The 24,063-nt window shown below is 63.0% G+C and carries 21 protein-coding genes, 1 tRNA gene and 1 pseudogene; 10 read left to right on the top strand and 13 right to left on the bottom strand.

Annotation, left to right across the window (positions count from 1 at the left end):
- The 3 genes and pseudogenes from CKO11_RS11340 to CKO11_RS11330 form a co-directional block, all read left to right on the top strand.
- Positions 1 to 1,578 (top strand): annotated as a pseudogene (locus tag CKO11_RS11340) (hypothetical protein); the annotation flags it as partial.
- A gap of 103 nt (positions 1,579 to 1,681) precedes the next feature.
- Positions 1,682 to 1,759, top strand: a tRNA-Pro gene (locus tag CKO11_RS11335).
- Positions 1,760 to 1,830: 71 nt separating this feature from the next.
- Positions 1,831 to 2,907 (top strand): 2'-deoxycytidine 5'-triphosphate deaminase, encoded by a 1,077-nt coding sequence (locus CKO11_RS11330; protein ID WP_223638526.1) that lies wholly within the window; start codon positions 1,831 to 1,833, stop codon positions 2,905 to 2,907.
- 98 nt (positions 2,908 to 3,005) lie between these two features.
- On the opposite strand, the gene CKO11_RS11325 is transcribed toward CKO11_RS11330, so the two are convergent.
- The 4 genes from CKO11_RS11325 to CKO11_RS11310 form a co-directional block, all read right to left on the bottom strand.
- Positions 3,006 to 3,530, bottom strand: a complete 525-nt coding sequence (locus CKO11_RS11325) for a hypothetical protein (protein ID WP_223638524.1) — start codon at positions 3,528 to 3,530, stop codon at positions 3,006 to 3,008.
- Between the two features lie 168 nt (positions 3,531 to 3,698).
- Positions 3,699 to 4,733, bottom strand: coding sequence for an SDR family NAD(P)-dependent oxidoreductase (locus CKO11_RS11320; protein WP_223638521.1), 1,035 nt, complete (start codon positions 4,731 to 4,733; stop codon positions 3,699 to 3,701).
- Entirely contained in the window at positions 4,730 to 5,683 is a 954-nt protein-coding gene (lipA, locus tag CKO11_RS11315) for a lipoyl synthase (RefSeq protein WP_223638510.1), read from the bottom strand. Before lipA ends, CKO11_RS11320 begins: the two co-directional genes overlap by 4 nt.
- A 167-nt stretch (positions 5,684 to 5,850) precedes the next feature.
- Positions 5,851 to 6,990, bottom strand: a complete 1,140-nt coding sequence (locus tag CKO11_RS11310) for a DUF6456 domain-containing protein (protein ID WP_223638508.1) — start codon at positions 6,988 to 6,990, stop codon at positions 5,851 to 5,853.
- Between the two features lie 212 nt (positions 6,991 to 7,202).
- Between CKO11_RS11310 and CKO11_RS11305 the strand changes: the two genes are divergently transcribed.
- On the top strand, positions 7,203 to 7,505 hold the full coding sequence (locus CKO11_RS11305) for a DUF6477 family protein (protein ID WP_223638505.1): 303 nt from the start codon (positions 7,203 to 7,205) through the stop codon (positions 7,503 to 7,505).
- On the opposite strand, the gene CKO11_RS11300 is transcribed toward CKO11_RS11305, so the two are convergent.
- Positions 7,492 to 9,060: a helicase HerA-like domain-containing protein gene (locus CKO11_RS11300; RefSeq protein WP_223638502.1), complete on the bottom strand. Its 1,569-nt coding sequence runs from the start codon at positions 9,058 to 9,060 to the stop codon at positions 7,492 to 7,494. The genes CKO11_RS11305 and CKO11_RS11300 overlap by 14 nt on opposite strands.
- A gap of 472 nt (positions 9,061 to 9,532) precedes the next feature.
- Here CKO11_RS11300 and CKO11_RS11295 point away from each other — a divergent pair, with 472 nt between their 5' ends.
- Positions 9,533 to 10,114 (top strand): invasion associated locus B family protein, encoded by a 582-nt coding sequence (locus CKO11_RS11295; RefSeq protein ID WP_223638499.1) that lies wholly within the window; start codon positions 9,533 to 9,535, stop codon positions 10,112 to 10,114.
- Positions 10,115 to 10,179: 65 nt separating this feature from the next.
- Here CKO11_RS11295 and CKO11_RS11290 read toward each other — a convergent pair whose 3' ends face one another.
- From CKO11_RS11290 to CKO11_RS11275, 4 genes are read right to left on the bottom strand one after another with little or no spacing between them, the layout of a single operon-like run.
- Entirely contained in the window at positions 10,180 to 11,388 is a 1,209-nt protein-coding gene (locus CKO11_RS11290) for a beta-ketoacyl-[acyl-carrier-protein] synthase family protein (protein ID WP_223638496.1), read from the bottom strand.
- A 3-nt stretch (positions 11,389 to 11,391) separates the two neighbouring features.
- Positions 11,392 to 11,667 (bottom strand): acyl carrier protein, encoded by a 276-nt coding sequence (locus tag CKO11_RS11285; RefSeq protein WP_223638493.1) that lies wholly within the window; start codon positions 11,665 to 11,667, stop codon positions 11,392 to 11,394.
- Between the two features lie 6 nt (positions 11,668 to 11,673).
- Complete coding sequence (gene lpxD / locus CKO11_RS11280; RefSeq protein ID WP_223638491.1) at positions 11,674 to 12,774, bottom strand: UDP-3-O-(3-hydroxymyristoyl)glucosamine N-acyltransferase; 1,101 nt, start codon at positions 12,772 to 12,774, stop codon at positions 11,674 to 11,676.
- Positions 12,775 to 12,813: 39 nt separating this feature from the next.
- Entirely contained in the window at positions 12,814 to 14,451 is a 1,638-nt protein-coding gene (locus CKO11_RS11275) for a L,D-transpeptidase family protein (protein ID WP_411742014.1), read from the bottom strand.
- Between the two features lie 324 nt (positions 14,452 to 14,775).
- Here CKO11_RS11275 and CKO11_RS11270 point away from each other — a divergent pair, with 324 nt between their 5' ends.
- Complete coding sequence (locus CKO11_RS11270; protein ID WP_223638488.1) at positions 14,776 to 15,336, top strand: YcbK family protein; 561 nt, start codon at positions 14,776 to 14,778, stop codon at positions 15,334 to 15,336.
- A gap of 101 nt (positions 15,337 to 15,437) precedes the next feature.
- Here the strand turns inward: CKO11_RS11270 and CKO11_RS17620 are convergent, their stop codons facing one another.
- The 4 genes from CKO11_RS17620 to CKO11_RS11250 all read right to left on the bottom strand — a co-directional run bounded on the left by CKO11_RS17620 (position 15,438) and on the right by CKO11_RS11250 (position 18,409).
- Positions 15,438 to 15,713 carry a GFA family protein gene (locus tag CKO11_RS17620; protein ID WP_223638608.1) on the bottom strand — a complete coding sequence of 92 codons (276 nt, stop codon included), beginning with the start codon at positions 15,711 to 15,713 and terminating at the stop codon, positions 15,438 to 15,440.
- On the bottom strand, positions 15,631 to 15,942 hold the full coding sequence (locus CKO11_RS11260) for a hypothetical protein (RefSeq protein WP_223638617.1): 312 nt from the start codon (positions 15,940 to 15,942) through the stop codon (positions 15,631 to 15,633). Before CKO11_RS11260 ends, CKO11_RS17620 begins: the two co-directional genes overlap by 83 nt.
- Before the next feature lie 66 nt (positions 15,943 to 16,008).
- Positions 16,009 to 16,677 (bottom strand): cytochrome b/b6 domain-containing protein, encoded by a 669-nt coding sequence (locus CKO11_RS11255; RefSeq protein ID WP_223638486.1) that lies wholly within the window; start codon positions 16,675 to 16,677, stop codon positions 16,009 to 16,011.
- Entirely contained in the window at positions 16,670 to 18,409 is a 1,740-nt protein-coding gene (locus tag CKO11_RS11250; protein ID WP_223638482.1) for a tetrathionate reductase family octaheme c-type cytochrome, read from the bottom strand. The genes CKO11_RS11255 and CKO11_RS11250 overlap by 8 nt, the downstream gene beginning before the upstream one ends.
- 342 nt (positions 18,410 to 18,751) lie before the next feature.
- Here CKO11_RS11250 and CKO11_RS11245 point away from each other — a divergent pair, with 342 nt between their 5' ends.
- The 4 genes from CKO11_RS11245 (at position 18,752) to CKO11_RS11230 (ending at position 24,048) form a co-directional block, all read left to right on the top strand.
- Positions 18,752 to 20,152: a phosphomannomutase gene (locus tag CKO11_RS11245; RefSeq protein WP_223638479.1), complete on the top strand. Its 1,401-nt coding sequence runs from the start codon at positions 18,752 to 18,754 to the stop codon at positions 20,150 to 20,152.
- Positions 20,153 to 20,215: 63 nt separating this feature from the next.
- Entirely contained in the window at positions 20,216 to 21,649 is a 1,434-nt protein-coding gene (locus tag CKO11_RS11240; protein WP_223638476.1) for a mannose-1-phosphate guanylyltransferase/mannose-6-phosphate isomerase, read from the top strand.
- Entirely contained in the window at positions 21,646 to 22,812 is a 1,167-nt protein-coding gene (locus tag CKO11_RS11235) for a nucleotide sugar dehydrogenase (RefSeq protein WP_223638474.1), read from the top strand. Before CKO11_RS11240 ends, CKO11_RS11235 begins: the two co-directional genes overlap by 4 nt.
- Positions 22,813 to 22,815: 3 nt before the next feature.
- Positions 22,816 to 24,048 (top strand): WcaI family glycosyltransferase, encoded by a 1,233-nt coding sequence (locus tag CKO11_RS11230; RefSeq protein WP_223638472.1) that lies wholly within the window; start codon positions 22,816 to 22,818, stop codon positions 24,046 to 24,048.
- Positions 24,049 to 24,063: the final 15 nt, after the last annotated feature.

Below are 24,063 nucleotides of genomic sequence, written 5' to 3'. Positions count from 1 at the left end.
GCTGAGGCTGAGGCTGAGGCTGAGGCTGAGGCTGAGGCTGAGGCTGAGGCTGAGGCTGAGGCTGAGGCTGAGGCTGAGGAAACATCGCCAGAGTCGGGGGCAATGCAAGCGCTTTTCGCGCCCGATTGGCCCGAAACCGACCCGATCGACGCTGAAGACACCACCGCCACTGAAGCGGCGGAGCTTGACGAAGACACCGTCGCACAAGCACCCCCCGCGGATCTGCCCGAGGCCGCATCAGAGCCCGCCCCTGACGCCGAAGCGCTTTCTGACGCCGAGACGACCGACGCGGTCGCGGCTGACGCGGAACCCGATGAAGACGCGGCGTCCCAATCGGAAACGGCCCCCGCGCCAGAAGCGGAACCGGAGCCGGAGCCGGAGCAAGATGTGCCGCTGGTCTTTGCGCGCGCGCGCCGGCCCGCGCCCGCCCCTGAACCTGAGCCGGAAGCCCAAGCCCCGGCCTTCATGTTCCGCCGCGCCGCGCCCCCGCAGCCACAGCCTCCCGTGGCGCAAACCGAGGCCGATGCGCCAGAAGTCGAACCGCATCCCCCAGAGGCTCTGGCACCCGACGCGCCGATTGGCGCAGAGACTGAACCGCAAGCCCCGCCCCGTGAAGACGCGGATGAAGCGCCTGTTGCGGAACACGGGACGGACCACGACCCCGAACAGGTGCCCGATAGCCTCTCGGAACCACAGCCCGATGTGGCACAGGCCCCTGCGCCGTGGAGCGAAAGCGACGCGGCCTCAGAACCTGAGACAGACCTCGCGCCAGAGCCAGAACCAGAGCCAGAACCTGAGCCGGAGCCCGAGCCAGAGCCAGAGCCGAAAGACAGCGCCTATTCCTTTGTGGCCCCGCGCGGGCCACGCCATCATCCGGTGGAAGTGCCCACGCCTGCGGCCCCAGCCAGCCTGTCGATGGAACAGGAATGGCATCAGCCTTCGCTTTTTGACTATTTCCCGCCCGCACCCAGCGCCGCGCCCGACCCCGACCCGGTGCCCACGCCTGAGCCTGTGCCAGAGCCCGCGCCGGAACCTCCGGCCCCCGCGCCAGACCCGGACTTGCCGCCCGACGCGCCCCCCGCACCGGGCCCCGATTTGCCGCCGGTTCCCGAACCGGACCCCGCGCCAGAGATCGGGCCCGCGCCCGCGCCAGAGATTGAGCCAGAGCCCGACGCAGAGACAGAAGCGGAAGCTTGGCTTGAGACGGGGGCACAGATGGCGCCCGCGCCCGAACGCCCTGCCCCGCCGCTGGCATTGGACACGGACCCCGTGCCTAAGACGGGCGACGCCGCGCCGCCGTCCAAACCGGTCGCCGGACCGCCCGCGCCCGACCCGCTTGAACGGGTCGTCAGCCTGATCCTGAGCGGCACCGCGCCGCTCAGCCAAGAAATTCCCGCCGCCGGGCAGATCGACCCTACGGTGAATCCGCTCGGCGCGCTGAAAGAGGGGCTGGGGAGCTTTGCCCCGGTTGCGCTGTCGCCGATTGAGCGGATGCGGCTTCTGTCGTCGCATGACCGACTGATGGCCCTGCGTGCCCGGCTGGCACAGCCGCCACGCCCGCCCCCGGCGCGGCGCTGATCATGCGCGCGCGCCCCGCCCCGAAGGCGGCGAACAATTCGCGGGAAAAAGTTGCGTTTTGGCGCTTGCACCCGACCGCGCAATGGCTCTATATGCGCCTCGTCGGGCCGTGGCGCAGCCTGGTTAGCGCGTCCGTCTGGGGGGCGGAAGGTCGAGAGTTCGAATCTCTCCGGCCCGACCATCCGAACAACGCCCACTCCTTCGGGGGTGGGCGTTCGCATATCCGACACCCGATTTGCACGAGGCTTTGACATGCAAGGCGTTCTTCCCGACAGCGCATTGCGCGCGATGATCGAGCGCGGCGAGATCGTCGCCGACGCCCCCGTGACCGCCGAACAGATCCAACCCGCAAGCCTCGATCTGCGTTTGGGCCGCGTGGCCTATCGTATCCGTGCCTCGTTCTTGGCCGGGCGCACCGAACGGGTGGAAACGAAACTGGCCGATTTCGAAATGCACCGGATGGACCTGTCCGACGGCGCGGTTTTGGAAAAGGGCTGCGTCTATCTGGTGCCGTTGATGGAAAGCCTTGCCCTGCCTGCGGGGTTGACGGCGGTGTCAAACGCCAAAAGCTCGACCGGGCGGTTGGATTTGCTGACCCGTGTCATCACCGATGGCGGCACGGAATTTGACCGCATCCCCGAAGGCTATAGCGGCCCGCTTTACGCCGAAATTTGCCCGCGCTCCTTTTCGGTGTTGGTGCGGCCGGGGATGCGGCTGAACCAGATCCGCTTTCGCGCGGGCCAAGCGGCATTGAGCGATGCGGAACTCAAGGCGCTGCACAGCGCCGAGCCTTTGGTGAGCGAAGATGCCGTGATCGACCACGGCTTGGGTTTTTCGGTCGATCTGCGCCCCGCGGCGGGCGATCTGGTCGGCTATCGCGCCAAGCCCCACACCGGGGTGATCGATCTCGACCGGATCGCGCATTATCCGGCCTCTGACTTTTGGGAAGAAGTGCGTACGCGCGAAGGGCGGATCATTCTGGACCCCGGCGCGTTTTACATTCTGGTCAGCCGCGAGGCGGTGGTAATCCCGCCCGATTTTGCCGCTGAAATGGCCCCCTATCTTGCGATGGTGGGCGAGTTCCGGGTGCATTATGCGGGCTTTTTCGACCCCGGCTTTGGCCATGGCGCGGCGGGCGGCGAAGGCGCGCGCGGCGTGTTGGAGGTGCGCTGCCACGAAGCGCCCTTTGTGCTGGAACATGGTCAAGTCGTTGGGCGGCTGGTTTACGAGCGGATGGCGGATCGGCCCGAACGGCTGTACGGCGCGGGCATTGCCTCGAATTACCAAGGCCAAGGGCTGAAGCTTGCCAAGCATTTCCGCAACGGGTGAGGCGCGCCCGTGGCGCCGGTTCAGCCTCTGATCACGACAATGGGCGCGGCCCAAGACCGCGACACATCCTCAGCAGCAAACCGAAAAGGGGCCCCGCGCTAGCAGCGCGGATAGCCCATGGCGATCAGTTGCGCGCCGCGCAGGCTGAAATAGCCCTGCGTCTCGTAACGCGCCTTTTTCATATACCATGAATAGAGCGGCTCGCGGTAATGACGCGCCATTTCGCGCGACCAGCGTTCAAACCGCTCGGGCGAAAGCGGGCGGCCGTGATCGCTCGGCCCGTGAAAGCCCAACACCGCATCCGGCGCGACACAGACATTGGGCAAATCCAGATACATGGTGCAGGCCGACAGGCAGATCCCGCGAATTTCGACCCGCTCGCCTTCGCGGCGCATGCGTTCAATCTCGCGCCCGCGCGCACCGACATATCCCCCCCGGTCGCGTTGCACCACGCGCACCCCGGCGACCGGGATCAACATATCGGAAAACGACAGCCCCTGCGCCCCGGCCCCCGGCGCCCAGGCCGGCTGGGCCATCCACAGGCCCAAGGCCGCCAGCATCCCGCCAAGCCCCCTGTGCCAAAATGATCTGCTCCCCCGCAGACGGGTTTTTTGCAAAGTCATGAAAGACCCCTTTCCCGATTATTCGGGCGCGCGCCAAAGCGCACGACCCCCTTTCACACCCGAGAAAGAGAAAACAGCATAGACCTTAAAGAGTGGTAGACAGGGCCGGTTCGGTCCGAACCAAGCCCTTCAAACTTGAGCCAAATCCGCCAGAGTGCGTGGCACCTGTTAGACCGCGTAATAGGCGCGATACCAATCGACAAAGGCTTTCACGCCTTCGGGCACGCGGGTTTGCGGCGCATAGCCGGTCAGCCGGGTCAAAAGCGTGGCATCGGCCCAAGTGGCGGGCACGTCGCCGGGCTGCATATCCATCAGATTACGCGTCGCCACCTGCCCCGTGGCCGCCTCGATCGCGGCGATGAAATCGGTCAATTGCACGGGTTCGGAATTGCCAATGTTCACCACGCGGAAGGGCGCCACGGGCGACAGGCTATCGCCTTCTTGCACCATGCCATCTTCGGGGCGCACCGGCACGGCTTCTATCAACAGCCGGATCGCGGCGACCAAATCGGTCACATAGGTGAAGTCGCGCTTCATATCGCCGTGGTTATACACGTCGATCGGTTCGCCCGCCAAAATCGCCTTGGTGAATTTGAACAGCGCCATATCGGGGCGCCCCCACGGGCCGTAAACCGTGAAAAAGCGGAACATCGTCACCCGCAGACCGAACAGATGCGCATAGCTATGCGCCATCGATTCCGTGGCCTTTTTCGTGGCAGCGTAAAAGCTCATCTGATGGTCGGCCTTCGCCACCTCGGCATAGGGCATCACGGTGTTCGCGCCATAGGCCGACGAGGTCGAGGCCAAGAGCATATGCGCGGGCGGGAAGGCGCGCGCGGCCTCCAATATCTCAAACGTGCCGGTGATATTGGTGTCGAGATAAGAGCGCGGGTTTTCAATCGAATAACGCACGCCCGCCTGCGCCGCGAGATGGATCACCACATCGGGGCGGTGCGTTTCAAACAGCCCCATCATCACGCCGGGCGTTTGGATGCTGTCATTCACAATCGCAAAGCCGGGGTTTTGGCAAAGCATCGCTTGACGGCGCTCTTTCAGCTGCACGTCATAATAGTCCGACAGGTTGTCGATGCCGATCACCCGCCAGCCTTCATCCAAAAGCGCTTGGCACAGGTGATAGCCGATGAAACCCGCCGCCCCGGTGACAAGCGCCGTGCGTTGTGGCGCCGCGCGCGACGCGCTCATTCCGCTTGGCCCAGCTTTTTCAGCCGCGCTGCGCGCAGCTGCGCGAAATCATCGCCCGCATGGTAGCTGGACCGGGTCAAGGGCGTGGCCGACACCATGCCAAACCCTTTGCCATAGGCGGATTTTTCGTAATCCGCGAATTCCTCGGGCGTCACGAACCGATCCACCGCATGGTGTTTGGGCGTGGGTTGCAGATATTGGCCGATGGTCAGAAAATCGATATCGGCCGAGCGCATATCATCCATCACCTGCAACACTTCTTGGCGGTTTTCGCCAAGGCCGACCATGATGCCCGATTTGGTGAACATGCTTGGGTCAAGTTCTTTCACCCGTTGCAGCAGGCGTAAGCTGTGGAAATAGCGCGCCCCGGGGCGCACATCGGGGTAAAGGCCCGGCACGGTTTCCAGGTTGTGGTTGAATACATCGGGTTTCGCTTCGACAACGATTTCAAGCGCTTTCGGGCCGCATTTAAGAAAGTCCGGCGTCAAAACCTCAATCGTCGTTTCGGGGGCACGGTGGCGCACGGCGCGGATCGTTTGCGCGAAATGCTCGGCCCCGCCGTCTTCCAGATCGTCGCGGTCAACCGAGGTGATGACGACATGCTTCAGCCCCAGCGTTTCGACCGCATGGGCAACGCGGCCCGGCTCGAAGGCATCCAAGGTTTCGGGCTTGCCGGTGGCGACATTGCAAAAGCTGCACCCGCGGGTGCAAATCTCGCCCATGATCATCATCGTGGCGTGGCCATGGCTCCAGCATTCGCCCACATTCGGGCAGCCTGCCTCTTCACAGACCGTGACCAGCTTGTTCGTCTTCAAAATCTCGCGCGTGTCTTTATAGCCTTGCGAGGTGGGTGCCTTGACCCGGATCCAGTTCGGTTTCTTGGGCTGCGCATTGTCGGGGCGATGCGCTTTTTCGGGGTGACGCTGGCCGGGAAGTTTCAAATCGCGCAAGGCTGTGTCCTTTCATCAGGCATGGCGCATAATTAGAGCGAAAGCGCCCCTGCCTCAAGGGGCGTGCCAGACCCCGCGCAAAACGCCCCCAATGCCCCAAGCGGCTTCGCGCCCGGAGGCCCCGCGGCCAGCCCCCGGAAGCCGGCGCGCAGAGAATGGAGCGTGCCTCAACCAATCATCGGCGCGGCCCCGCCATAGGTCTCGTCATAATGGCGCTTAAGCCGCATCAGCGCGATGCGCAGCACAATCTTGCCCGAACGCGCCGACCAGCCCATGCGCTTTTCCGCGGCCTCCAGACCTTCCAGAAAACAGCAGCACCGCAGCACCATATCGCCCAAACCGGGGCCAAGGTCGGAAAGTGCCGCCGCCACGCGTTCGCGCGCGCGCTCTGACCCGCCGGGGCCCCCGGTGCCCAGATCAGGCCGATATTGGCCGCGCGCACCGCCGGTCATGAACCGTTCCCAGTTTTGCGCCACGCGCGGCCCCATTTGCGCCAGTTCGAAATCTTCGCGCAGCCGTTCGCCCGCCGCCACCAGCTCCGGCGTCAAGAAAGGCTTGCCCTTAGCATCGCGCCGCCGCGCCAAAACCCGCAGCGGGCTTTCAGACAGATTGGCCCGCAACCGGCGCGGCTGCCCTTGCGGCTCCGTGTCTTGCGCTTCGGGCGCGGCACGGCTGCCCCAATCGCGGTGCTGATCGCCAAAGGGGGTGGAGGCCGCGCCCGGGTCATCGCCGCGCGCAATCGCCTCTTCGACCAGCATCCGTTTCAGCGTGGCGCGCCCGGCGGCAGTGATGTCATAGCTGGTCACCCGCCCGCTATGTTTGACCGCGATCCAGTCTTTCAAAGCAAAGCCCTGCGCCACGTCGCGTGCGACCACCGCGGTGCGCACCGTGCCACGCAGCACCACCGCCATATCCATCTCTGCCCCAATCACCAAAACCGCGCCCGGCTCGGCCAAGCGGCGCAAAATACGGCGGGCTTCGCGCGCCAAAAGATCGTCGTCAACAGAGCTCCGGGCAGGTCGGATCGGTGCAGTCATCGGTCTCTTTTCCTGTTGCGGCTCGGCAAGCGATGCGGGGGCGACACGGGGCAAATGCGCGCCCAGACGGGCCAGCGCCTCATCGACCAAGGGATCGTCGCGGCGCGCCTCGATCCGGCGCACCCGGCGCAAGATCGTCGAGGCGGCGCAGCCTTCGGCCCGCGCCAATTGGCGGATCGGCACCCCTTCTTCGACATGGCGCAGGTAGATCCTGACGCCGTCTGGCAACCACCTGGGCAGCCCCTCCAAGGCTGTCGGGATTTTGGTCATCTGTGTCCCCAAAGCGCGGCCCGGTCTAAGGGCCCCCGCTTGCTGTCCGAGCGAGTTTGTCTTGGTTACCCGTTCATTAAGAAGCGGGCCGTGTTCGAACCTCCTGTAAAAATTATAAAGACGATTAAATGCAGCGTTCGGTTGTTTTTATAAACACGCAACACCCGCTTAGGTTGTGTTTCGCTTTTCCCGAAACGCGTAGGGAGAGCATTATGACCGATCCGACAGGCCCGCTGGCGCATCTGCGCCGCCCCAAGCTTTTGATCCGCGCCGCACGCTGCGGTTTGCACGATTATGACCGCCGCCGCGCGCTCAAGCGGCTTTTGGCCACCGCCGTGCCGCCCGCGCCCGATGCGGCGGTGCAAGCGCTTCTGGCCAGCGAATCCAAACTGGAAGAGGCACGGCGCAAGGGCACCGCCGCCTATAGTTTCCCCCGCCATGTCGAGGTGTTGATCGCGCTGATGGCTGAGGTGCGGTTAAGCACCCCGCCCGCGCCACCGCCTAGCGCGCCTTGAACAACGAGCCCAAAAGCCCGCGCACGATCTGCTGGCCTGCCTTGGTTGCCAATTGCCGGGCCAGCGATTTTCCGAACACCTCGGCAATGCTGTCGCTGCGCGAGGAACGGCGCGCGGTGGTTTTGCGCGGCGCGGGCGTGGGCTTGATCGGGGTGAACCGGCGCGCGCGGGTGAATTCCAGCTTGGCGCGCGCCTCTGGCGCCTGTGCCGCGTGATCGGCGGCGGCGGCGTCTTCGGCCGCCTTTTGCGCCCGCGCCGCCAAAATTTCCGAGGCGGATTCGCGATCTAGCGGCGTGTCGTATTTCCCCCCGAAGGGCGAGGCCATCAGCACCGCGCGCCGTTCTTCCGCCGTGATCGGGCCAAGACGCGATTGCGGCGGGCGCACCAGCGTGCGTTCGACCACGCCGGGCACGCCCTTAGGCTGCAAAAAAGAGGTCACCGCCTCGCCGGTACCCACCTCCTTGATCGCGGTTTCGGTTTCAAAACGCGGATTGGGGCGATAGTTTTCCGCCGCGCGGCGCAAATCTTTTTGATCCTTGGCGGTAAAGGCGCGCAGGGCATGCTGCACCCGGTTGCCAAGCTGCCCCAAGATCGCTTCGGGCACATCGGCGGGGTTTTGCGTGATGAAATAGACCCCCACGCCTTTGGATCGGATCAGCCGCGCCACCTGTTCCACCTTATCGATCAAAGCCTTGGGCGCATCGTCAAACAGCAGATGCGCTTCATCGAAAAAGAACACAAAACGCGGCTTGTCCGGGTCGCCCACCTCGGGCAGTTCTTCGAACAATTCCGACAGGAGCCACAACAGAAAGGTCGCATAAAGCCGGGGCGAGGACATCAGCTTATCGGCGGCCAGAATGTTGATCTGCCCGCGCCCATCAGGGGCGCAGGTCATCATATCGGCCAGATCCAGCGCGGGCTCGCCGAAGAAATGCGCCGCGCCCTGATTTTCCAACACCAGCAATTGGCGCTGGATCGCGCCCACCGAACGCGACGAAATATTGCCATAGCGCAAAGACAGTGCATCGGCCTGTTCGCCCACGTAAACGAGCATCGCGCGCAGATCCTCCAGATCAAGCAGCGCCAGCCCTTCGGCATCGGCCAGATGGAAGGCAATGTTCAAAACGCCCTCTTGCGCCTCAGACAGATCAAGCAGCCGCGCCAGCAACAGCGGCCCCATATCCGAGATTGTCGTGCGCACCGGGTGGCCCTGCTGGCCGAACATGTCCCAAAAGGTCACCGGATAGGCGCGGTACGTCAGATCGAAGCCGATGGTTTGCGCGCGTTTCAAAAACGGCTCATGCAGCTTGCCCAAGGCCGAACCGGGCATCGCAATGCCGCCCAGATCCCCTTTCACATCCGCCATGAAGACCGGCACCCCGGCGGCCGAGAACCCCTCGGCCAGAATTTGCAGCGTCACGGTCTTGCCGGTGCCGGTGGCGCCCGCGACCAGCCCATGACGGTTGCCGTATTTAAGCGCGAGGTCTTGCGCCACGGCATAGCCCGCGCCACCGCCGCCCACAAACAGGCCTGTCTCGGTCAAAACTCCGGTCATCGCGTCTCTCCGAACGTGCTACGCCACCCCCTGTGACTAAGGGGCACAATACTTGTTTAACCAATTTGTGCCAGATTGAGGATGTTCCGCCTTGGCACCTTTGGCCGCGGAACACTTCCTCCCTGTCGACTGGCCGCGCCCTCGGGCGCGGCTTTTTCCTTTATTTCTGATTTTTCTTTTCACGAACAAAGGTTTGGCAAAGGTGTATTTGACTGTTGACCTGCGCGCGCATCCGCTCTAGCGTTCAGCGCAATGATATAGTCGGCCGGTCCGACAGGGGGATCGAAGGGCTTCGGAAACGGGGCCCTTCGTCTTGTTTTCTGCCAAGCCCTGCGCCGATGACGTGCGTGATCGGGCTCACGCAACTGTCAGTGTTCCCGTGCCTGATCGTGTTTTTTGCGGGCAGATTTGCTAGGGACAGCCGCAACCGGGCATGTTAAATCGGCCTCATCCCCGTGGAGGAAACATTATGATGAAACAAAGCACTTCCCTTGCCCTGATGCTGACCCTTGGCCTTTCCGCCCCGATGGCGGGTGCGCAAGAAACCGCCGCGCCTGCCGCGACGGCGGATGCGCCGCCGGCCGCCTCGGCCGAGGGTCCGGGCACCACCTATGTCAAAGAAACGCACGACGATTGGGAAATTCAGTGCCTGCGCACCGAAAGCGGCAGCGAGCCGTGCGAAATGTTCCAATTGCTCAAGGATAGCGAAGGCACCGGCACGGCCGCGATTTCGATCATGGCGCTGCCCGGCAATGACGATGCAGCCGCCGGGGCGACAATCACCACCCCGCTGGAAACCCTGCTGACCCAAGGCGTGAAGCTCAAGATCGACTCGCAAGAGGCGATTGCCCTGCCCTTCAACGTCTGCTCGCAGGCGGGCTGCTATTCCAACGTGTTCTTGAAAGACAAGGACATCGACCTGTTCAAAAAGGGCAACAAGATCGCCATGACGATCGTGCCCGCCGCCGCGCCCGATACGCCGGTGGAACTGATGATTTCGCTTAAAGGCTTTACCGCCGCCTTTGACGCGCTGCCCAAACCGGCCGCGCAATAAGCGAAGATCGGGCGCCAAGCGCCGGAAATAAAAAGCTTTTGAAAGCGCCGCCCTTCGGGGCGGCGTTAGATTTTGGACAGCACCAAAACCGCGTTCAACCCGCCAAAGGCAAAGGCGTTGGACATCACGGTTTTTACCTGCGCCTCGCGCGCGCTGTTGGGCACCACATCCAACGGGCAATCGGGATCGGGTGCATCATGGTTCACCGTGGGGGCGATCACGCCCTCATTCAGCGCCATCAGGCAGGCAAACATCTCCACCGCGCCGGTGGCGCCGATACAATGGCCATGCATCGCCTTGGTGGAGGAAACAGGCACGACCTTGCCGCGATCTGCGAACACGTCCAAGATCGCCGCCGCCTCGGTGCGGTCATTGGCATTGGTGCCGGTGCCATGGGCATTGATGTAATCCACCTGATCGGCGGCAATCCCGGCATCGGCCAGCGCGCCGCGCATTGCCCGCGCTGCGCCATCGCGCGACGGCATCACAATATCGCCCGCATCGGAGCACATGGCAAAGCCGGTGATTTCGGCCAAGATATTGGCGCCACGCGCCTGCGCGCTATCGAGCGTTTCCAGCACAAAGACGCCCGCGCCTTCGCCCTGCACCATGCCGTTGCGATTGGCGGCAAAGGGGCGGCAGCCATCGGGCGACATCACCCGCAGCCCCTCCCAAGCCTTCAGCCCGCCGAAATTCAGCATCGATTCCGCACCGCCCGCCAACATGCCATCGGCCATGCCCGAACGGATCATCTGATAGGCCAAGCCAATCGCATGGTTGGAGCTGGCACAAGCGGTCGCCACCGCGAAGCTGGGCCCCATCAGCCCCCATGCCATCGAGATATGCGAGGCCGCCGCATTGCCCATCAGCCGCGGCACGGTGAACGGATGGACGCGGTTCTTACCCTCGGCATAAACGGCGCGATAGGCCTCGTTCACCGTGGCATTGCCGCCGCCTGCGGTGCCGATGATCGCGCCCCAGCGGGTCCGATCGCCCGGCACCTCGGTCAGGCCCGCCTGCCCCATCGCCTCACGCGCGGCCAAAAGGCCGAATTGGGTGAACCGGTCATAAAGCGAAAGCTTGTTCTTTTCGAACAGGGTCTCGGGCGCAAAGCCCTTTACCTGCGCGCCGATGCGGATCGTCAGCCGCTCCACATCGGCAAACTCCAAGGCGCCGATGCCACAGCGCCCCGCTTTCATGGCGGCCAGCGTGCCGACAGCATCCGGGGCAAGCGCATTGACCGTTCCGGCCCCGGTAACAACGACACGCCGCATGCGTTAGGCCATTTCCGGTTGCGGCGACGCGATCAACCGTTCCACCGCGCGCACGATGGCCCCCACAGAAGAGATGTCAAAATCGCTTTGCGTCGGCTCATTGGCGTTGAACGGGACCGAAACACCGAAGGTTTCCTCGATCGAGAAGATCATCTCGACCAAGCCGAGGCTGTCGAGCCCCAATTCCTCAAGCGTCATATCGGGGTGCACTTCGGCCGGCTCCATCGCCGCTTCGCGCGCGATGATCGAAAGAATCTGGTCTTGCATGTCGGGCCTCATCTGGCGTTACTCCGTGCCCTTCTTTTGCGAGAGATTTGTAACAGTTTCTCGAAGTTCCGCCATTTGCGCAAAGAGTCGCGGCAGGCGGCGGATATTCTTCCACGCCTCGACATGGGTTTCCATCTTCAGCGCCGGATAGCCCAGCAACACACGGCCCGCAGGCGCGTTGGTAAAGATCTTGGTGGCGCCGCCCGCGATCACATCATCGCCGACAAAGATATTGTCATTCACCCCGCATTGGCCGCCCAGCACCACCCGGTCGCCAATCCGCGACGATCCGGCAATGCCGACCTGCCCGCACAAAAGACAATCGCGCCCGACTTGCACGTTGTGACCAATATGCACAAGGTTATCGAGCTTGGTGCCCGCGCCGATGGAGGTCGCGCGCACCGTGCCCCGGTCAATCGCGACATTGGCGCCAAGTTCCACATCATCGCCGATTTCCACCGTGCCAAGGCTGTGGATCCGGGTCCAACTTTGGTCTTTGAGATCGGCACGCTGGCCCAAGGTTTCGCGCACTTCCTCGACACCGGATTTTTCCGGCGTGACAAAGGAAAACCCGTCCGAACCGATCACCGCGCCCGGCTGGGCGATGAACCGATCCCCGATCACCACACGCGCGCCGATTTTTACCCCATTCAGCACCAGCGCTTGCGCGCCGATCTTGGCATGTTCGGCAATGCTGACATGGGCCGCGATCCGGGCCCCGGGGCCGATCTTCACCCCGCGGCCGATCACCACGAAAGGCCCGATAGCCGCGCCGTCGCCAATTTCGGCGCTGGGGTCGATGACGGCGCTGGGATGGATGCCCGGCGCGATCTCGGGCCCAGGATCAAAGGCTTTTGATAGCCCCGCCATCGCCAGACGCGGGCGCGCGACGAAAATTGCCGCCTTAAGCCCCAAAGCCTGCCAATCGGTGCCTTCGGGCACGATGGCGGCCAGTGCGGACCCTTGCGCCAGACCGGGCAGGTATTTCGCGCTCATCGCCAAGGCGATCTGGCGCGGCCCGGCGGATTGCGGCTCTGACGCGCTGTCGATGGGCAAGCTGAGATCGCCCGCAGCCTGCGCCGCCAATGCCCGTGCGATGGTTTCGACCGTCTGCGCCATAATGTGCTCCTCTGCCCGGCGTGCCGCCGTGGCAGAGATTTAATTCGTCAGCGGCGCCAATGCCACCCCTGCCGTTTCCAGCGCCGCGTAAAGGCGCGCATCGCGGCCATAGACATCGTGGCGGTATTCGATCCGGCCCTGTGCATTGGGATAGGCGGTGTAATAAACCAAGTGCACCGGCACCGGCTGTTCCAGCGGAACACTGGTTTCCGCCCCGGTGCGCAGGATCGACTGGAAATAGGCCTCGGGGTCATCGACCTGCCGCGCCAAAAGCGCATAGGCCAGATCAAAGGGGCGGCCCACGCGGATGCAGCCGTGGCTATAGGCGCGCACATCGCGCTGGAACAGCGACTTCGACGGCGTGTCGTGCAGATAGATATGGTGTTTGTTCGGGAACAGGAATTTCACCAGCCCCAAAGCATTCCCGCGCGAGGGCGGCTGGCGCATCGCAAAGGGGAAGTTGCGCGCATTATAGGCGGCGAAATCCACCGCATCGCGCGATACCGTCCGCCCGCGGCTGTCGATCAGTTGAATATGCCCCGCCGCGCCCGGATTGCGCTTCATCATCGGCAGATATTCTTTCACGGTGATCGAGCGCGGCACCGACCAACTTGGGTTGATCACCATCAGTTCCATCACATCGGAAAATTCCGGTGTGCGCCGGTCGGAGCGGTTCTGCCCCACCACGGTGACGGATTCAAAGCTCATCTTCCCGTCGTCGATGATACGGGCGGTGAAATCGGCGATATTGACCCAGATATGGCGCGCGCCCAGATCGCGGCCATTGAGCCAGCGCTGCCGCTCCAGCGCCACCAGCACGGATTTCAGCCGCTCTTCGGGGGCGGTGTTGATTTCCGCCAATGTGGCTTCGCCCGCCACGCCATCGGCTTTCATCCCAAGGTCGTATTGATAGCTTTGCACCGCCTTTTGCAGCGCGCCATCATAGCTGCCCGAAATCGAACGGCCCAGATAGCCCATCTTCATCAGCCGGTCGCGCAATGCAACAACGGCGGGGCCGCTATCGCCCGGCCCAAGGCGTTTTGCGGGCACCGGCGCGCCCCAGCCGCCTTGGGCGATTTGCTCGGCCAGATGCAGCCGCGCACGCATCAGATTGGCATATTGCGGTGTTTGCGGCGCAAGACCGCGCAGGTAATGCGCGGGCACCGGGGCCGCGACCAAATTATTCAGAAGGTCTTGCGGTTCGGGGCGGATGATGTCGCGCACGATGCCGCTGTCGATCTTTTGCGGCTCCAGCGCGCCCGATGAAATATCGCGCGCCCAGGCCAAATAGGCGAGCGAGACATCAGCCTCCAAAAGGCCGCGTTCGCGCTCTGTCTCGATGCTGGCAAAGCGCGCGCGCAACGCCGCAGCCCCATAGCGCGCCACCGGCAGGCCATGCGCCCCGGCTTGGTCGAGCGCGGCAAAAAAGGCCGCCCGACGCGCGGTCGCCGCGCCATCGGTCCAGATCGGCGCATAGTCGCGGGCCGCGTAAAAGGCCGAAAGGGCGGGATCGGCGGCGGCGGCTTCCGCCACGGCTTGGGCAAAGCCCGGAATGACCGGCCCGGCGGTTTGCGCCTGCACCGGCGCACCCAAGCCCATCGGCCCCAGCGCCGCCGCGCCCAGCATCAACGCCACCAGACCCGAGCGCCCAGCCGCACCCCAGTTCAATCTCGCCATGTCGCCCCACCCTTCAAGAAACCGACATGAAGCATGTGAGAATTCCCCCGCCCTGTCCAGAGCATCGTGAAAAACAAGGGGATTTTGATGCTGCAATGCCGCAAAAGCGCCGCATTCCGTGGCCTGCGCCCGTCAGGGCCGCGGCCGCGGATGACCGATCTGAGCAGAAAATTGCCGAAAGGTATGGAATCCCCCACCAAAGGATAAATGACGATTTGAAACATGATTCTGCATGTGCCATAATTTTGCCACGCTGTAAGGTTATAAAGTGGTTAAAGCCGCACAAGTGGCGGTCAAAAAAAGACCAAGGGACAGGCAACCGATATGAGCATGATCACGACTTCCCGTCGCGGCCTTCTGGCGGCCTTTGCTTCCACGATGGTGGTTGCGGCGCCGACCATGAGCAACGCCTTCGGCCTTTTGCGCGGCGCGGGCGATATCCGACGGATCCGCATGTATTCGGGCCGCACCGGTGAAAGCATCGACACGATCTATTGGATCGAGGGCAACTACATTCCCGAGGCCCTGCGCGAGATCAACCGCTTCATGCGCGACTGGCGCACCGATCAGGTGAAGAACATCGACGCGCGCACCATCGACATTGCCGCTGCCGCGCATAACCTGATGGACACCCGCGAACCCTATATGATGCTGTCGGGCTACCGCTCGCCCAAGACCAATGCGATGCTGCGCGCTCGATCGCGCGGGGTTGCCAAGAATTCGCTTCATATGAAGGGCATGGCCGCCGATCTGCGACTGAAATCCCGTTCGGTGCCGCAAATCTATGCCGCCGCCACGGCGTGCAACGCAGGCGGCGTGGGCAAATACATGCGCTCCAACTTTGTGCATATGGATTGCGGTCAGGTCCGCACCTGGGCGGGCTAAGCCGGTTCAGACCGCTGTGTGAAAGGGCGCTGCATCTGCGGCGCCTTTTGTTTTGGGCGTCCCCAAAAACCATGCGCCCCGGCACTCCTAAAGGCGGTCACTCACTCGGGAAGCCCATCAAACCTTTCAAGGGATGCAAGCCCATCCTCCCAATCTGCGCGACTTGCGTAACAGATATGCGCGTTGGGCTGTATCTTGACCGCGCTATCCAGCGACCCTGCCGGAACGACAAGCACCCCGCCATGCGCTTGCCGGAAGGGCATCGCGGAGCCGCAGGTCGAACAAAAACATTTCTCATGCCGCGAACCGGCAAGCTGGAATTGCGTGCGCTTTTCTTCGCCCGAGAGCCAGGTGATCTGTGCAGTGGATGAAAACAGATTTGCCGAATGGGCAGAACCGCTGTCTTTGCGGCAGCGTGCGCAGTGACACAAAAAGAAACTGTCGAAAGGTCCCGAAATGCGGAATTTCACAGCGCCGCATAAACACTGCCCGGTCGCCAGATCCGTCACTGACCTTCTCCTTCACAAGGCAACCAAAAAGCGCTGGTCGCCACTGAACATGCGCGCTCGGCGTATCGATATGCGGAGCGAAGGTCAATTCGCGCATGACAAGCACGCCTCCGCAACAAAAAGCCCCCGTCACCGGGGGCTTTCTTATGTCTTTCGTCCCGCATCAGTCCTTGTAAAGCGGTGTCGCGCGGACAAGGCCTTTTTGTTCCAGATAGGCCTCTTCTTCCGGGTTCAGATCGATGCGGTCATATCCGGTGATCATTGGCTGCACATGGCGTTTGAACCCATGCCCGATGGTCAACAAATAAAGATGCGCGACCACGAAGGCGGCAATCGCAAAGCCCGCCAGCACATGCAGATTGGCAATGATCGTCAGCCAAAGCCCCTGCCCGTCTGCGCTGTCCCAAAAGCCATAAGACAAATAGGCCAGCCCCGTGACCCAGATGGCCGGGAAAAGCAGCATCTTCAGCGCGAAATAGGACCCGGCTTGCAGCGGGTTGTGGCGGCGTTCCAAGGTTTTGGAATAGGGATGTGCCTCGCCCTTAAACACCCCATAGGCATAAAACCGCGCCACCTGCAAAAAGCCCGTCAGCCGCGGGATGAACTGCTTCCAGCCATGCGTGGTGAACAGCCAGAAGGTGGCAAAGACCCACAGCACCAAAAGCGCCATCGCCACCAACGAATGCACCGTCACCGCCAGACCAAAGGGCATCAGCGCATGCAGCCCCATGATCCGTGCACCGGTGAAGAACAGCAGCATGATCGAGCCCGCTTGAGACCAATGCCAGAGCCGGTTGAACCGGCTGTAAACTTTTACGCAGCGCTCAACCATGGTGATGCCCCCCAGATTTGCGGCCAAACAGACGCAGCACGCCGTGACCGGCCACGCCCAAGGCGGCGAGTACAAGCAAGACTAGGCCCAGCTTGCCACCGATATTCAGACCGCCCGGCACATAGACCCCGGCGATATTGGCCATCCGGCCATCTTGTGCATGGCAGGCCGCACAATCGAGCGCGTCTTCCTTTGGCGCGACTTGGTGGGCAATCGGCCAATACATATAGGTATTCACGAAGTCATAATTGCCCGCATATTCAAGCCCGACATACTCCATCCCGGCCTTGAGCGATTTTTCCCAATCGAAATACGCCCAAAGCGCGGTGCCATCGCCCGGGCCATAGACGTGGTTGAACAACAGCACATTGCGGTCGGTGTCATAGGCTTGCCGCCCTTCCATCCGCTTGAACGGAAAGATGCGGGCATCGGGGGAACCGGGCGCGCCCTGGATCTGGTTGATTTCCACCACTTGGGTCGGGTCGATTTCCGTTTCCGGCAGCGTGTAGCGCATCACCCCGTTTGACCAAGCGTAATGCGGCACGACATTCTCGCCCCATTCGAAATCGCCCTTGGTCGACAGGTAAGTGTGCAGCTCGGCCCCATTGCCTTGGATATAGCCATGTTCCTTGATCGGCTTGCCATTTTCATCCATCCGCCCGGCGGTGGACCAATCCCACGCCGTTTTCGTGGCCACGCCGCCACGTGCGAAAGACGGGATATGGCAGCTTTGGCAGGCCAGCGTATCAGTATGATCGTTGAGCTTCATCGCCAATAGCGGGTTTGGCCCTTTGTGCGGCGCGTCTGTGTGGCACGAGGTGCAGCTTGCCGTGTCACGCGCTGCCCCCGGCATCCGGTCCGCGCCATGCGGGTCGATCACATCACCTTCATAGCGCGAGCCTGCCAAAACGTGCTTGTCCGAGACGTGGCAGCTTTCGCAGGCCATATTCGCGCCGTCTTGCGACATATGCACATCGACCGCGCGCGGCGGGTCAAACAGCACCGACGACAGATCGCCGTGTTTCACATTATCGCCGCCGCCACCGTAAAAGTGGCAATTGCCGCAGTTTTCCCGGCTGGGCTGGCCCACCGATAGCGCGGCCTTGGCCAGATCCACCGGCGTGGCCTTGGCCCCGGTGATGGTTTTCGCCCCCTCTGCCACCGGCGCCAGCGGCGGATGCCCGGCAAGGTTGTCTTGCTTGGCATATTGGCCCGAGCTGTCGTGGCACACCAGACAATCGACCATGGTCGGATCGCTTGGCGCGGCTTCGCGCACATCGTCCCAGCCATAGCCCACGTGGCACGAGGTGCAGCGCACCTCATTCGAGGCCACATTGCCGCAAAAGGCATTCAGCTCATGCGCCTTGCCCAGCGTTTGCCCGGTGGCCGCGTTTTCATAAGTCCAAGTCCAGTGAACCGAATGCATCACCTGATTGGAGGCTTCGGTATGGCAGCTTAGACAGGCGGCCGTGACCTCGGGGCCCGAGGCAAAGGGTCCCTTCAAAATGTCGAATTTGGAATGATCGGCGGTCAGCGCGGCGACCGGATCGGTGATCTGCGCCGCATTGGCGGCGCGCGTCGCCGGATCGGAGTGTGATTGCGCGCCCAGTTCGGGCGCTGCGGCCTCGGGCATCTCTTGCGGGGCAGTCGGGGCGTCTTGCGCCCAGCCCGGCCCCAAAGCAAGCCACGCCGCGGCCACGCGGACGCTGACCCGCAAAGCGGACAGTTTCATAATCCTTCCCTCGTATTTTTTGGATCGTGTTTTTCTTGGAAGGATCGCCCCTTCCCCACTCACATAGTGATACACGCATGCGTGAATGCGACAAAGTGACAGTGTCACACAAGGGGGCGACAACGCGCGCCGAACGACCATCTCCCGCGCCGCACGGATGGTACCCGCGCCGCTGCGCAAAACGCCAAGCCACGCGCCGTAACCGTCAGAAACTGCCTATATGCCATGCGCGTTAGCCCAAAGGGCATGCCGTTTTGCCCACGCCACCGCCGCATAACGCTCGACAGCTGCGGCGGGGAAACTTAGGACAGGGGAAAGATCAGCAGGAACAGGAACAGGACCATGGCACCGAAATTCGGCACAAGCGGCCTGCGCGGCCTTGTCACCGACCTTACGCCCGACCTTGTGGGCGCCCATGTCGCCGCCTTTATCGCCGCCTGCCCCACCGGCAGTGGGCTGTTTGTCGGGCGTGACCTGCGTCCCTCTTCGCCGCGCATCGCCGAGGATGTGACGCGCGCCGCGCGCGCCGCCGGGATTGATGTCACCGATTGCGGCGCGCTGCCGACCCCGGCGCTGGCGCTGGCGGCCATGCGCGCGGGCGCGGCAGCGGTGATGGTCACCGGCAGCCATATCCCGGCTGACCGCAACGGGCTGAAATTCTATCTGCCGACGGGCGAGATTTCAAAGGCCGACGAAGCCGCGATCCTGGCCGCACTGGCCGCACCGGTCGTCCCCACCGCGCAGCCCGGCGCGCTTTCAAGCGCCCCCGATGCCGGGGCCGATTATGTCGCGCGCTATGTCACCGCCTTTGGCGCAGAGGCTTTGGCGGGCCTGCGGCTGGGGCTTTACGAACATTCCTCGGTCGCGCGCGATCTGCTGGCCGATCTGCTGACGGCTTTGGGGGCCGAGGTGGTGCGGCTTGCGCGGTCTGACACGTTCATCCCGGTCGATACCGAGGCGGTCGCACCCGAGACGCGTGCGCAACTGACGCAATGGTGCGCCGATCACCGGCTGGATGCGGTCTTGTCCACAGATGGCGATGCCGACCGCCCGTTGTTGACCGATGCCACGGGCAAGGTGGTGCCGGGCGATGTGCTGGGGGTTTTGACCGCGCAGACGCTGGGGGCCAAGGTCATTTGCACGCCGATCTCCTCCAATTCCATGGTCAAAGAGATCGAGCGCTTTACCGCAGTGCATCTGACAAAGATCGGCTCGCCCTTCGTGATTGCCGCGATGGAGGCGGCACTGGCCGCCGATCCGGGCACGCAGGTCGTGGGGTTCGAGGCGAATGGCGGCTTTTTGCAGGGCTTTACCGCGCAAGGCCCCGCCGGGCCATTGCCCGCGCTGATGACACGCGACGCGGCCCTGCCGATTGTGGCCCCGCTGGCGGCAGCCCGCGCCGCCGGCCAGCCTTTGGCAGACGCTGTCGCCGCCCTGCCCGCGCGCTTTACCGCGGCCGACCGGCTGACCGAAATTCCCACCGCCGCGAGCGCCGCCTTTTTGGCGCGGCTGCGCGACGACGCGGCGGCCCGGGCCGCCTTTCTTGCGCCTTTGGGCCAAGAAACCGCGCAAGACCAGACCGATGGCTTGCGCCTCAGCCTTACCGATGGGCGGGTCGTGCATCTGCGCCCCTCGGGCAATGCGCCCGAATTTCGGGTCTATGCCGAAGCGGAAAGCCCAGAAATCGCGCAAAAATTGCTCGATCAAGCGTTGTCCATAGTTAACCAATCGTTACAGTCGTGATAGTAATTGCGGCATTGCAGCATGTATGGTCCAAATAGCCAAAGGTTTAGGGCGGAGGCGTAAGTGATTTATCCGACAATTCTTTGCGGGGGCTCTGGCACCCGACTGTGGCCGCTGTCGCGCAAAAGCTACCCCAAGCAATTCGTTCCGCTTTTGGGGGCGGAAACGCTGTTTCAAGCCTCGGCCAAACGCCTGACAGGGCCCGATTTTGCTGCGCCTCTGGTGCTGACCAATTCCGATTTCCGCTTTATCGTCACCGAACAGATGGCCGAGATCGGCATCGACCCCGGCCCGATCCTGATCGAACCCGAGGGGCGCAATACCGCCCCCGCAGTGCTGGCCGCCGCGCTGCATCTGCTCGACAAAGACCCCGAAGCGGTGCTTTTGGTGGCGCCCTCCGATCATGCGATCCCCGATGCCGGGGCGTTCCGCGCCGCCGTTTTGCGTGGGCTGACAGCGGTTGAAGCGGGCCAAATCGTGACCTTCGGGATCACGCCGACGCGCCCCGAAACCGGCTATGGCTACCTTGATCTTACGAGCGCCCCCGGCCCCGACGAGGCGCCCGTGGCGCTGCGCCGCTTTGTTGAAAAACCCGATGTCGCCCGCGCCGAAGAAATGCTGGCCGCCGGGCATTACCTTTGGAATGCGGGCATCTTCTTGTTCCGCGCTGCCGATATGGTCGCCGCCTTTGAGCGCCATGCGCCCGAAGTGCTGGCCCCGGTGCGCGCGGCCCTGACAGAGGCGCAGACAGATCTTGGCTTTTTGCGGCTTGCCCCCGGCCCGTGGTCCGAAGCGCCCGATATTTCGCTGGATTACGCGGTGATGGAACGGGCCACCAACCTGTCTGCCGTGCCGTTTTCGGGCGAATGGTCCGATCTGGGCGGCTGGGATGCGGTGCGCGCGGCGGGTGCCGCCGATGCTTCGGGCACCGTCACCACCGGCACGGCCATCGCGATCGATTGCCAAGACAGTCTTCTGCGCTCGGACAGCGACGGGGTGGAACTGGTCGGCATCGGGCTGGAAAACATCATTGCCGTGGCGATGAATGACGCGGTGCTGGTTGCCGATATGAGCCGCGCGCAAGATGTGAAAAAGGCGGTCGAGGCGCTGAAGGCGCGCCAAGCCCCGCAGGCGGTGCAATTCCCCAAAGATCACCGCCCCTGGGGCTGGTTCGAGACGCTGGCCTTGGCGGATCGGTTTCAGGTCAAGCGCATCGTCGTGCATCCGGGCGCGGCCCTCAGCTTGCAAAGCCACCACCACCGGTCGGAACATTGGATCGTGGTGCAAGGCACCGCCAAAGTCACGATCGATGACAAGGTGCAATTGGTGACGGAAAACCAATCCGTCTATATCCCGCTGGGTGCGGTGCACCGGATGGAAAACCCCGGCAAACTGCCGATGGTGCTGATCGAGGTGCAAACCGGGGCCTATTTGGGCGAGGATGACATCATCCGCTATGATGATGTCTATGCAAGGGGCCAAGGGGCCAAAGGATGAAAATCGCGGTCTTCGGTCTGGGCTATGTCGGGCTGTCGATCGCCGTTCTTTTGGCGCGCCACAATAAGGTCCATGCCGTTGACATCTCCGCCGCAAGGGTGGCGCAGGTCAATGCCGGACAAAGCCCCATTCAAGATACCGAGATCGAGGCCGCGCTGAGCGCTGGCGGGCTGGATCTCACCGCCATGACCGCGGCCGAAACGGCCCTGGCCGGGGCGGAGTTCGTGATCGTGGCGACGCCCACGAATTACGATGTGACAACCAACACCTTTGACACCTCCAGCGTCGAAGCGGTGGTGGCGCAGGTGATCGCGGCGAACCCGGGGGCGACCATCGTCATCAAATCCACCATTCCGGTGGGCTATACTCGGGCGCTGCGCGCGCAACTGGGCACCGATCAGGTGATCTTTAGTCCCGAATTTCTGCGCGAGGGCAAAGCCTTATACGACAACCTTCATCCGTCACGCATCGTCGTGGGCGAACGGTCCGACCGCGCGCGCCGCTTTGCCGATCTTTTGGTTGAAGGCGCGCTGAGCAAAGACGTGCCGGTGCTGTTCACTGACCCCGATGAGGCCGAGGCGATCAAGCTTTTCGCCAACACCTATCTGGCGATGCGCGTGGCCTTCTTTAACGAGCTTGACAGCTATGCGCTGGCACGCGGCATGGACAGCCGCCAGATCATCGAAGGGGTCGGGCTCGATCCGCGCATCGGCACGCATTACAACAACCCCTCTTTCGGGTATGGCGGCTATTGCCTGCCCAAGGATACCAAGCAGCTTTTGGCCAATTACGATCAGGTGCCGCAAAACCTGATTGCCGCGATTGTCGAGGCGAACCGCACCCGCAAGGATTTTCTGGCCGATCAGATCATTGCGCGCCGCCCGAAGGTGGTGGGGGTGTTCCGGCTGGTGATGAAGGCGGGCTCGGACAATTTCCGCCAAAGCTCGATCCAGGGGATTATGAAACGCATCAAGGCCAAGGGGATCGAGGTGATCGTTTATGAACCCGCCTTGGCAGATGACGCGTTCTTTGGCTCACGCGTGTTGCGCGATCTGGATGCCTTCAAGGCCGAGGCCGACGTGATTGTGGCCAACCGTCATGCGCCCGAGCTTGATGATGTCGCTGCCAAAGTCTTCACCCGTGATTTGTTCGGAGCGGATTAAGCGATGAAGGTCTTGATCCTTGGCATCAATTACGCCCCCGAAATCATCTCGACTGCGGTCTATTCCACGGGTTTGGCCGAACAACTTGCCGCCGAGGGGCACCGGGTCGAGGTTATCACCGCCCTGCCCTATTACCCGGCTTGGCGGGTGTTCGAGGGGTGGCGCGGCTTTCGCTGGCGCCGCGAACAGCCGGCGAACAACCTGCGCGTGACGCATTGCCCGCTTTATGTGCCCGCCAACCCCACCGGCGCAAAGCGGATCGTGCATCACGCCAGTTTCGCCGTGGCGGCGCTGCCGGTCGCCCTTTCGGCGGCGGTGCGGTTTCGACCAGATATTGTTTTTGTGGCGGCGCCCTCGATGGTCTCGGCCCCGGTGGGCTGGCTGGCCGCGAAACTGAGCGGTGCCAAAACATGGCTGCATATTCAGGATTTCGAGGTCGAGGCGGCCTTTGCCACCGGCCTTTTGAAAGCCGAAAGCCGCGTGGGCCGGATCGCGCGCAGTTTTGAATCCTGGGTGTTGGGGCGGTTCGACAAGATCAGCTCGATCTCGGTGCCGATGGTGGCGAAACTGCATGAAAAGGGTGTGCCCGAAGCAAAGACCTACGAGTTTCGCAACTGGGCGAACCTAAGCCGGGTCACCCCGCGCGAGACGCCCTCGCCGCTGCGCGAAGAATTTGGGATCACCACGCCTTATGTCGCGCTTTACTCTGGCAATCTGGCAAACAAACAGGGGCTTGAGATCTTGCCAGAAATGGCACGCGCGCTGGCGCATCGCGATGATCTGACTTTTGTCATTTGCGGCGATGGCCCGATGCGCGCGCCGCTTGTTGCGGCTGCGCAGGGGCTGTCCAATATTCGCTTCTTTCCGTTGCAACCCGTCGAAAAATTAGGCGATCTGGTGACGATGGCGGATGTTCACCTGTTGCCGCAGATCGCCGGGGCAGCCGATCTTGTGCTGCCCTCGAAACTGACGAATATGCTGGCCTCCGGGCGGCCGGTGCTGGCCACGGCCGAGGCCGATACCGCGCTTGGCGCCGAGGTTGAGGGCGCAGGCCTGCTGGTGCCGCCGGGCGATTTCGCCGCCGCCGCGCAAGCGCTTGAGGCGCTGCTCGACGATGCAACACTGCGGGCGCGCCTTGGGGCACAGGCGCGCAAACGCGCAGAAGACCGGTGGGACATGGCGGCGATCTTGCGCCGCTTGCAAGAGCAATTTCATGCGCTTTCGCAGCGCGGCTGAGAACCGAGAGGGCAG

Origin of the sequence: Rhodobacter sp. TJ_12 (assembly GCF_020023995.1) — a bacterium.
Classification (GTDB): domain Bacteria; phylum Pseudomonadota; class Alphaproteobacteria; order Rhodobacterales; family Rhodobacteraceae; genus Rhodobacter.
Note: the sequence above shows the minus strand (reverse complement) of the source record. Positions and strands in the feature narration are given on the sequence as shown.

Excerpts from the sequence above, each read along its gene's own strand:
- CKO11_RS11310 (WP_223638508.1), bottom strand. The coding sequence starts at position 6,990 with ATGACCAAAATCCCGACAGCCTTGGAGGGGCTGCCCAGGTGGTTGCCA.
- CKO11_RS11320 (WP_223638521.1), bottom strand. The coding sequence starts at position 4,733 with ATGAGCGCGTCGCGCGCGGCGCCACAACGCACGGCGCTTGTCACCGGG.
- CKO11_RS11245 (WP_223638479.1), top strand. The coding sequence starts at position 18,752 with ATGGCACCGAAATTCGGCACAAGCGGCCTGCGCGGCCTTGTCACCGAC.
- CKO11_RS11295 (WP_223638499.1), top strand. The coding sequence starts at position 9,533 with ATGAAACAAAGCACTTCCCTTGCCCTGATGCTGACCCTTGGCCTTTCC.
- CKO11_RS11270 (WP_223638488.1), top strand. The coding sequence starts at position 14,776 with ATGAGCATGATCACGACTTCCCGTCGCGGCCTTCTGGCGGCCTTTGCT.
- CKO11_RS11290 (WP_223638496.1), bottom strand. The coding sequence starts at position 11,388 with ATGCGGCGTGTCGTTGTTACCGGGGCCGGAACGGTCAATGCGCTTGCC.
- CKO11_RS11235 (WP_223638474.1), top strand. The coding sequence starts at position 21,646 with ATGAAAATCGCGGTCTTCGGTCTGGGCTATGTCGGGCTGTCGATCGCC.
- CKO11_RS11330 (WP_223638526.1), top strand. The coding sequence starts at position 1,831 with ATGCAAGGCGTTCTTCCCGACAGCGCATTGCGCGCGATGATCGAGCGC.
- lpxD (WP_223638491.1), bottom strand. The coding sequence starts at position 12,774 with ATGGCGCAGACGGTCGAAACCATCGCACGGGCATTGGCGGCGCAGGCT.
- CKO11_RS11230 (WP_223638472.1), top strand. The coding sequence starts at position 22,816 with ATGAAGGTCTTGATCCTTGGCATCAATTACGCCCCCGAAATCATCTCG.
- CKO11_RS11305 (WP_223638505.1), top strand. The coding sequence starts at position 7,203 with ATGACCGATCCGACAGGCCCGCTGGCGCATCTGCGCCGCCCCAAGCTT.
- CKO11_RS11285 (WP_223638493.1), bottom strand. The coding sequence starts at position 11,667 with ATGAGGCCCGACATGCAAGACCAGATTCTTTCGATCATCGCGCGCGAA.
- CKO11_RS11300 (WP_223638502.1), bottom strand. The coding sequence starts at position 9,060 with ATGACCGGAGTTTTGACCGAGACAGGCCTGTTTGTGGGCGGCGGTGGC.
- CKO11_RS11250 (WP_223638482.1), bottom strand. The coding sequence starts at position 18,409 with ATGAAACTGTCCGCTTTGCGGGTCAGCGTCCGCGTGGCCGCGGCGTGG.
- CKO11_RS11325 (WP_223638524.1), bottom strand. The coding sequence starts at position 3,530 with ATGACTTTGCAAAAAACCCGTCTGCGGGGGAGCAGATCATTTTGGCAC.
- CKO11_RS11275 (WP_411742014.1), bottom strand. The coding sequence starts at position 14,451 with ATGGCGAGATTGAACTGGGGTGCGGCTGGGCGCTCGGGTCTGGTGGCG.
- CKO11_RS11260 (WP_223638617.1), bottom strand. The coding sequence starts at position 15,942 with ATGCGCGAATTGACCTTCGCTCCGCATATCGATACGCCGAGCGCGCAT.
- CKO11_RS11255 (WP_223638486.1), bottom strand. The coding sequence starts at position 16,677 with ATGGTTGAGCGCTGCGTAAAAGTTTACAGCCGGTTCAACCGGCTCTGG.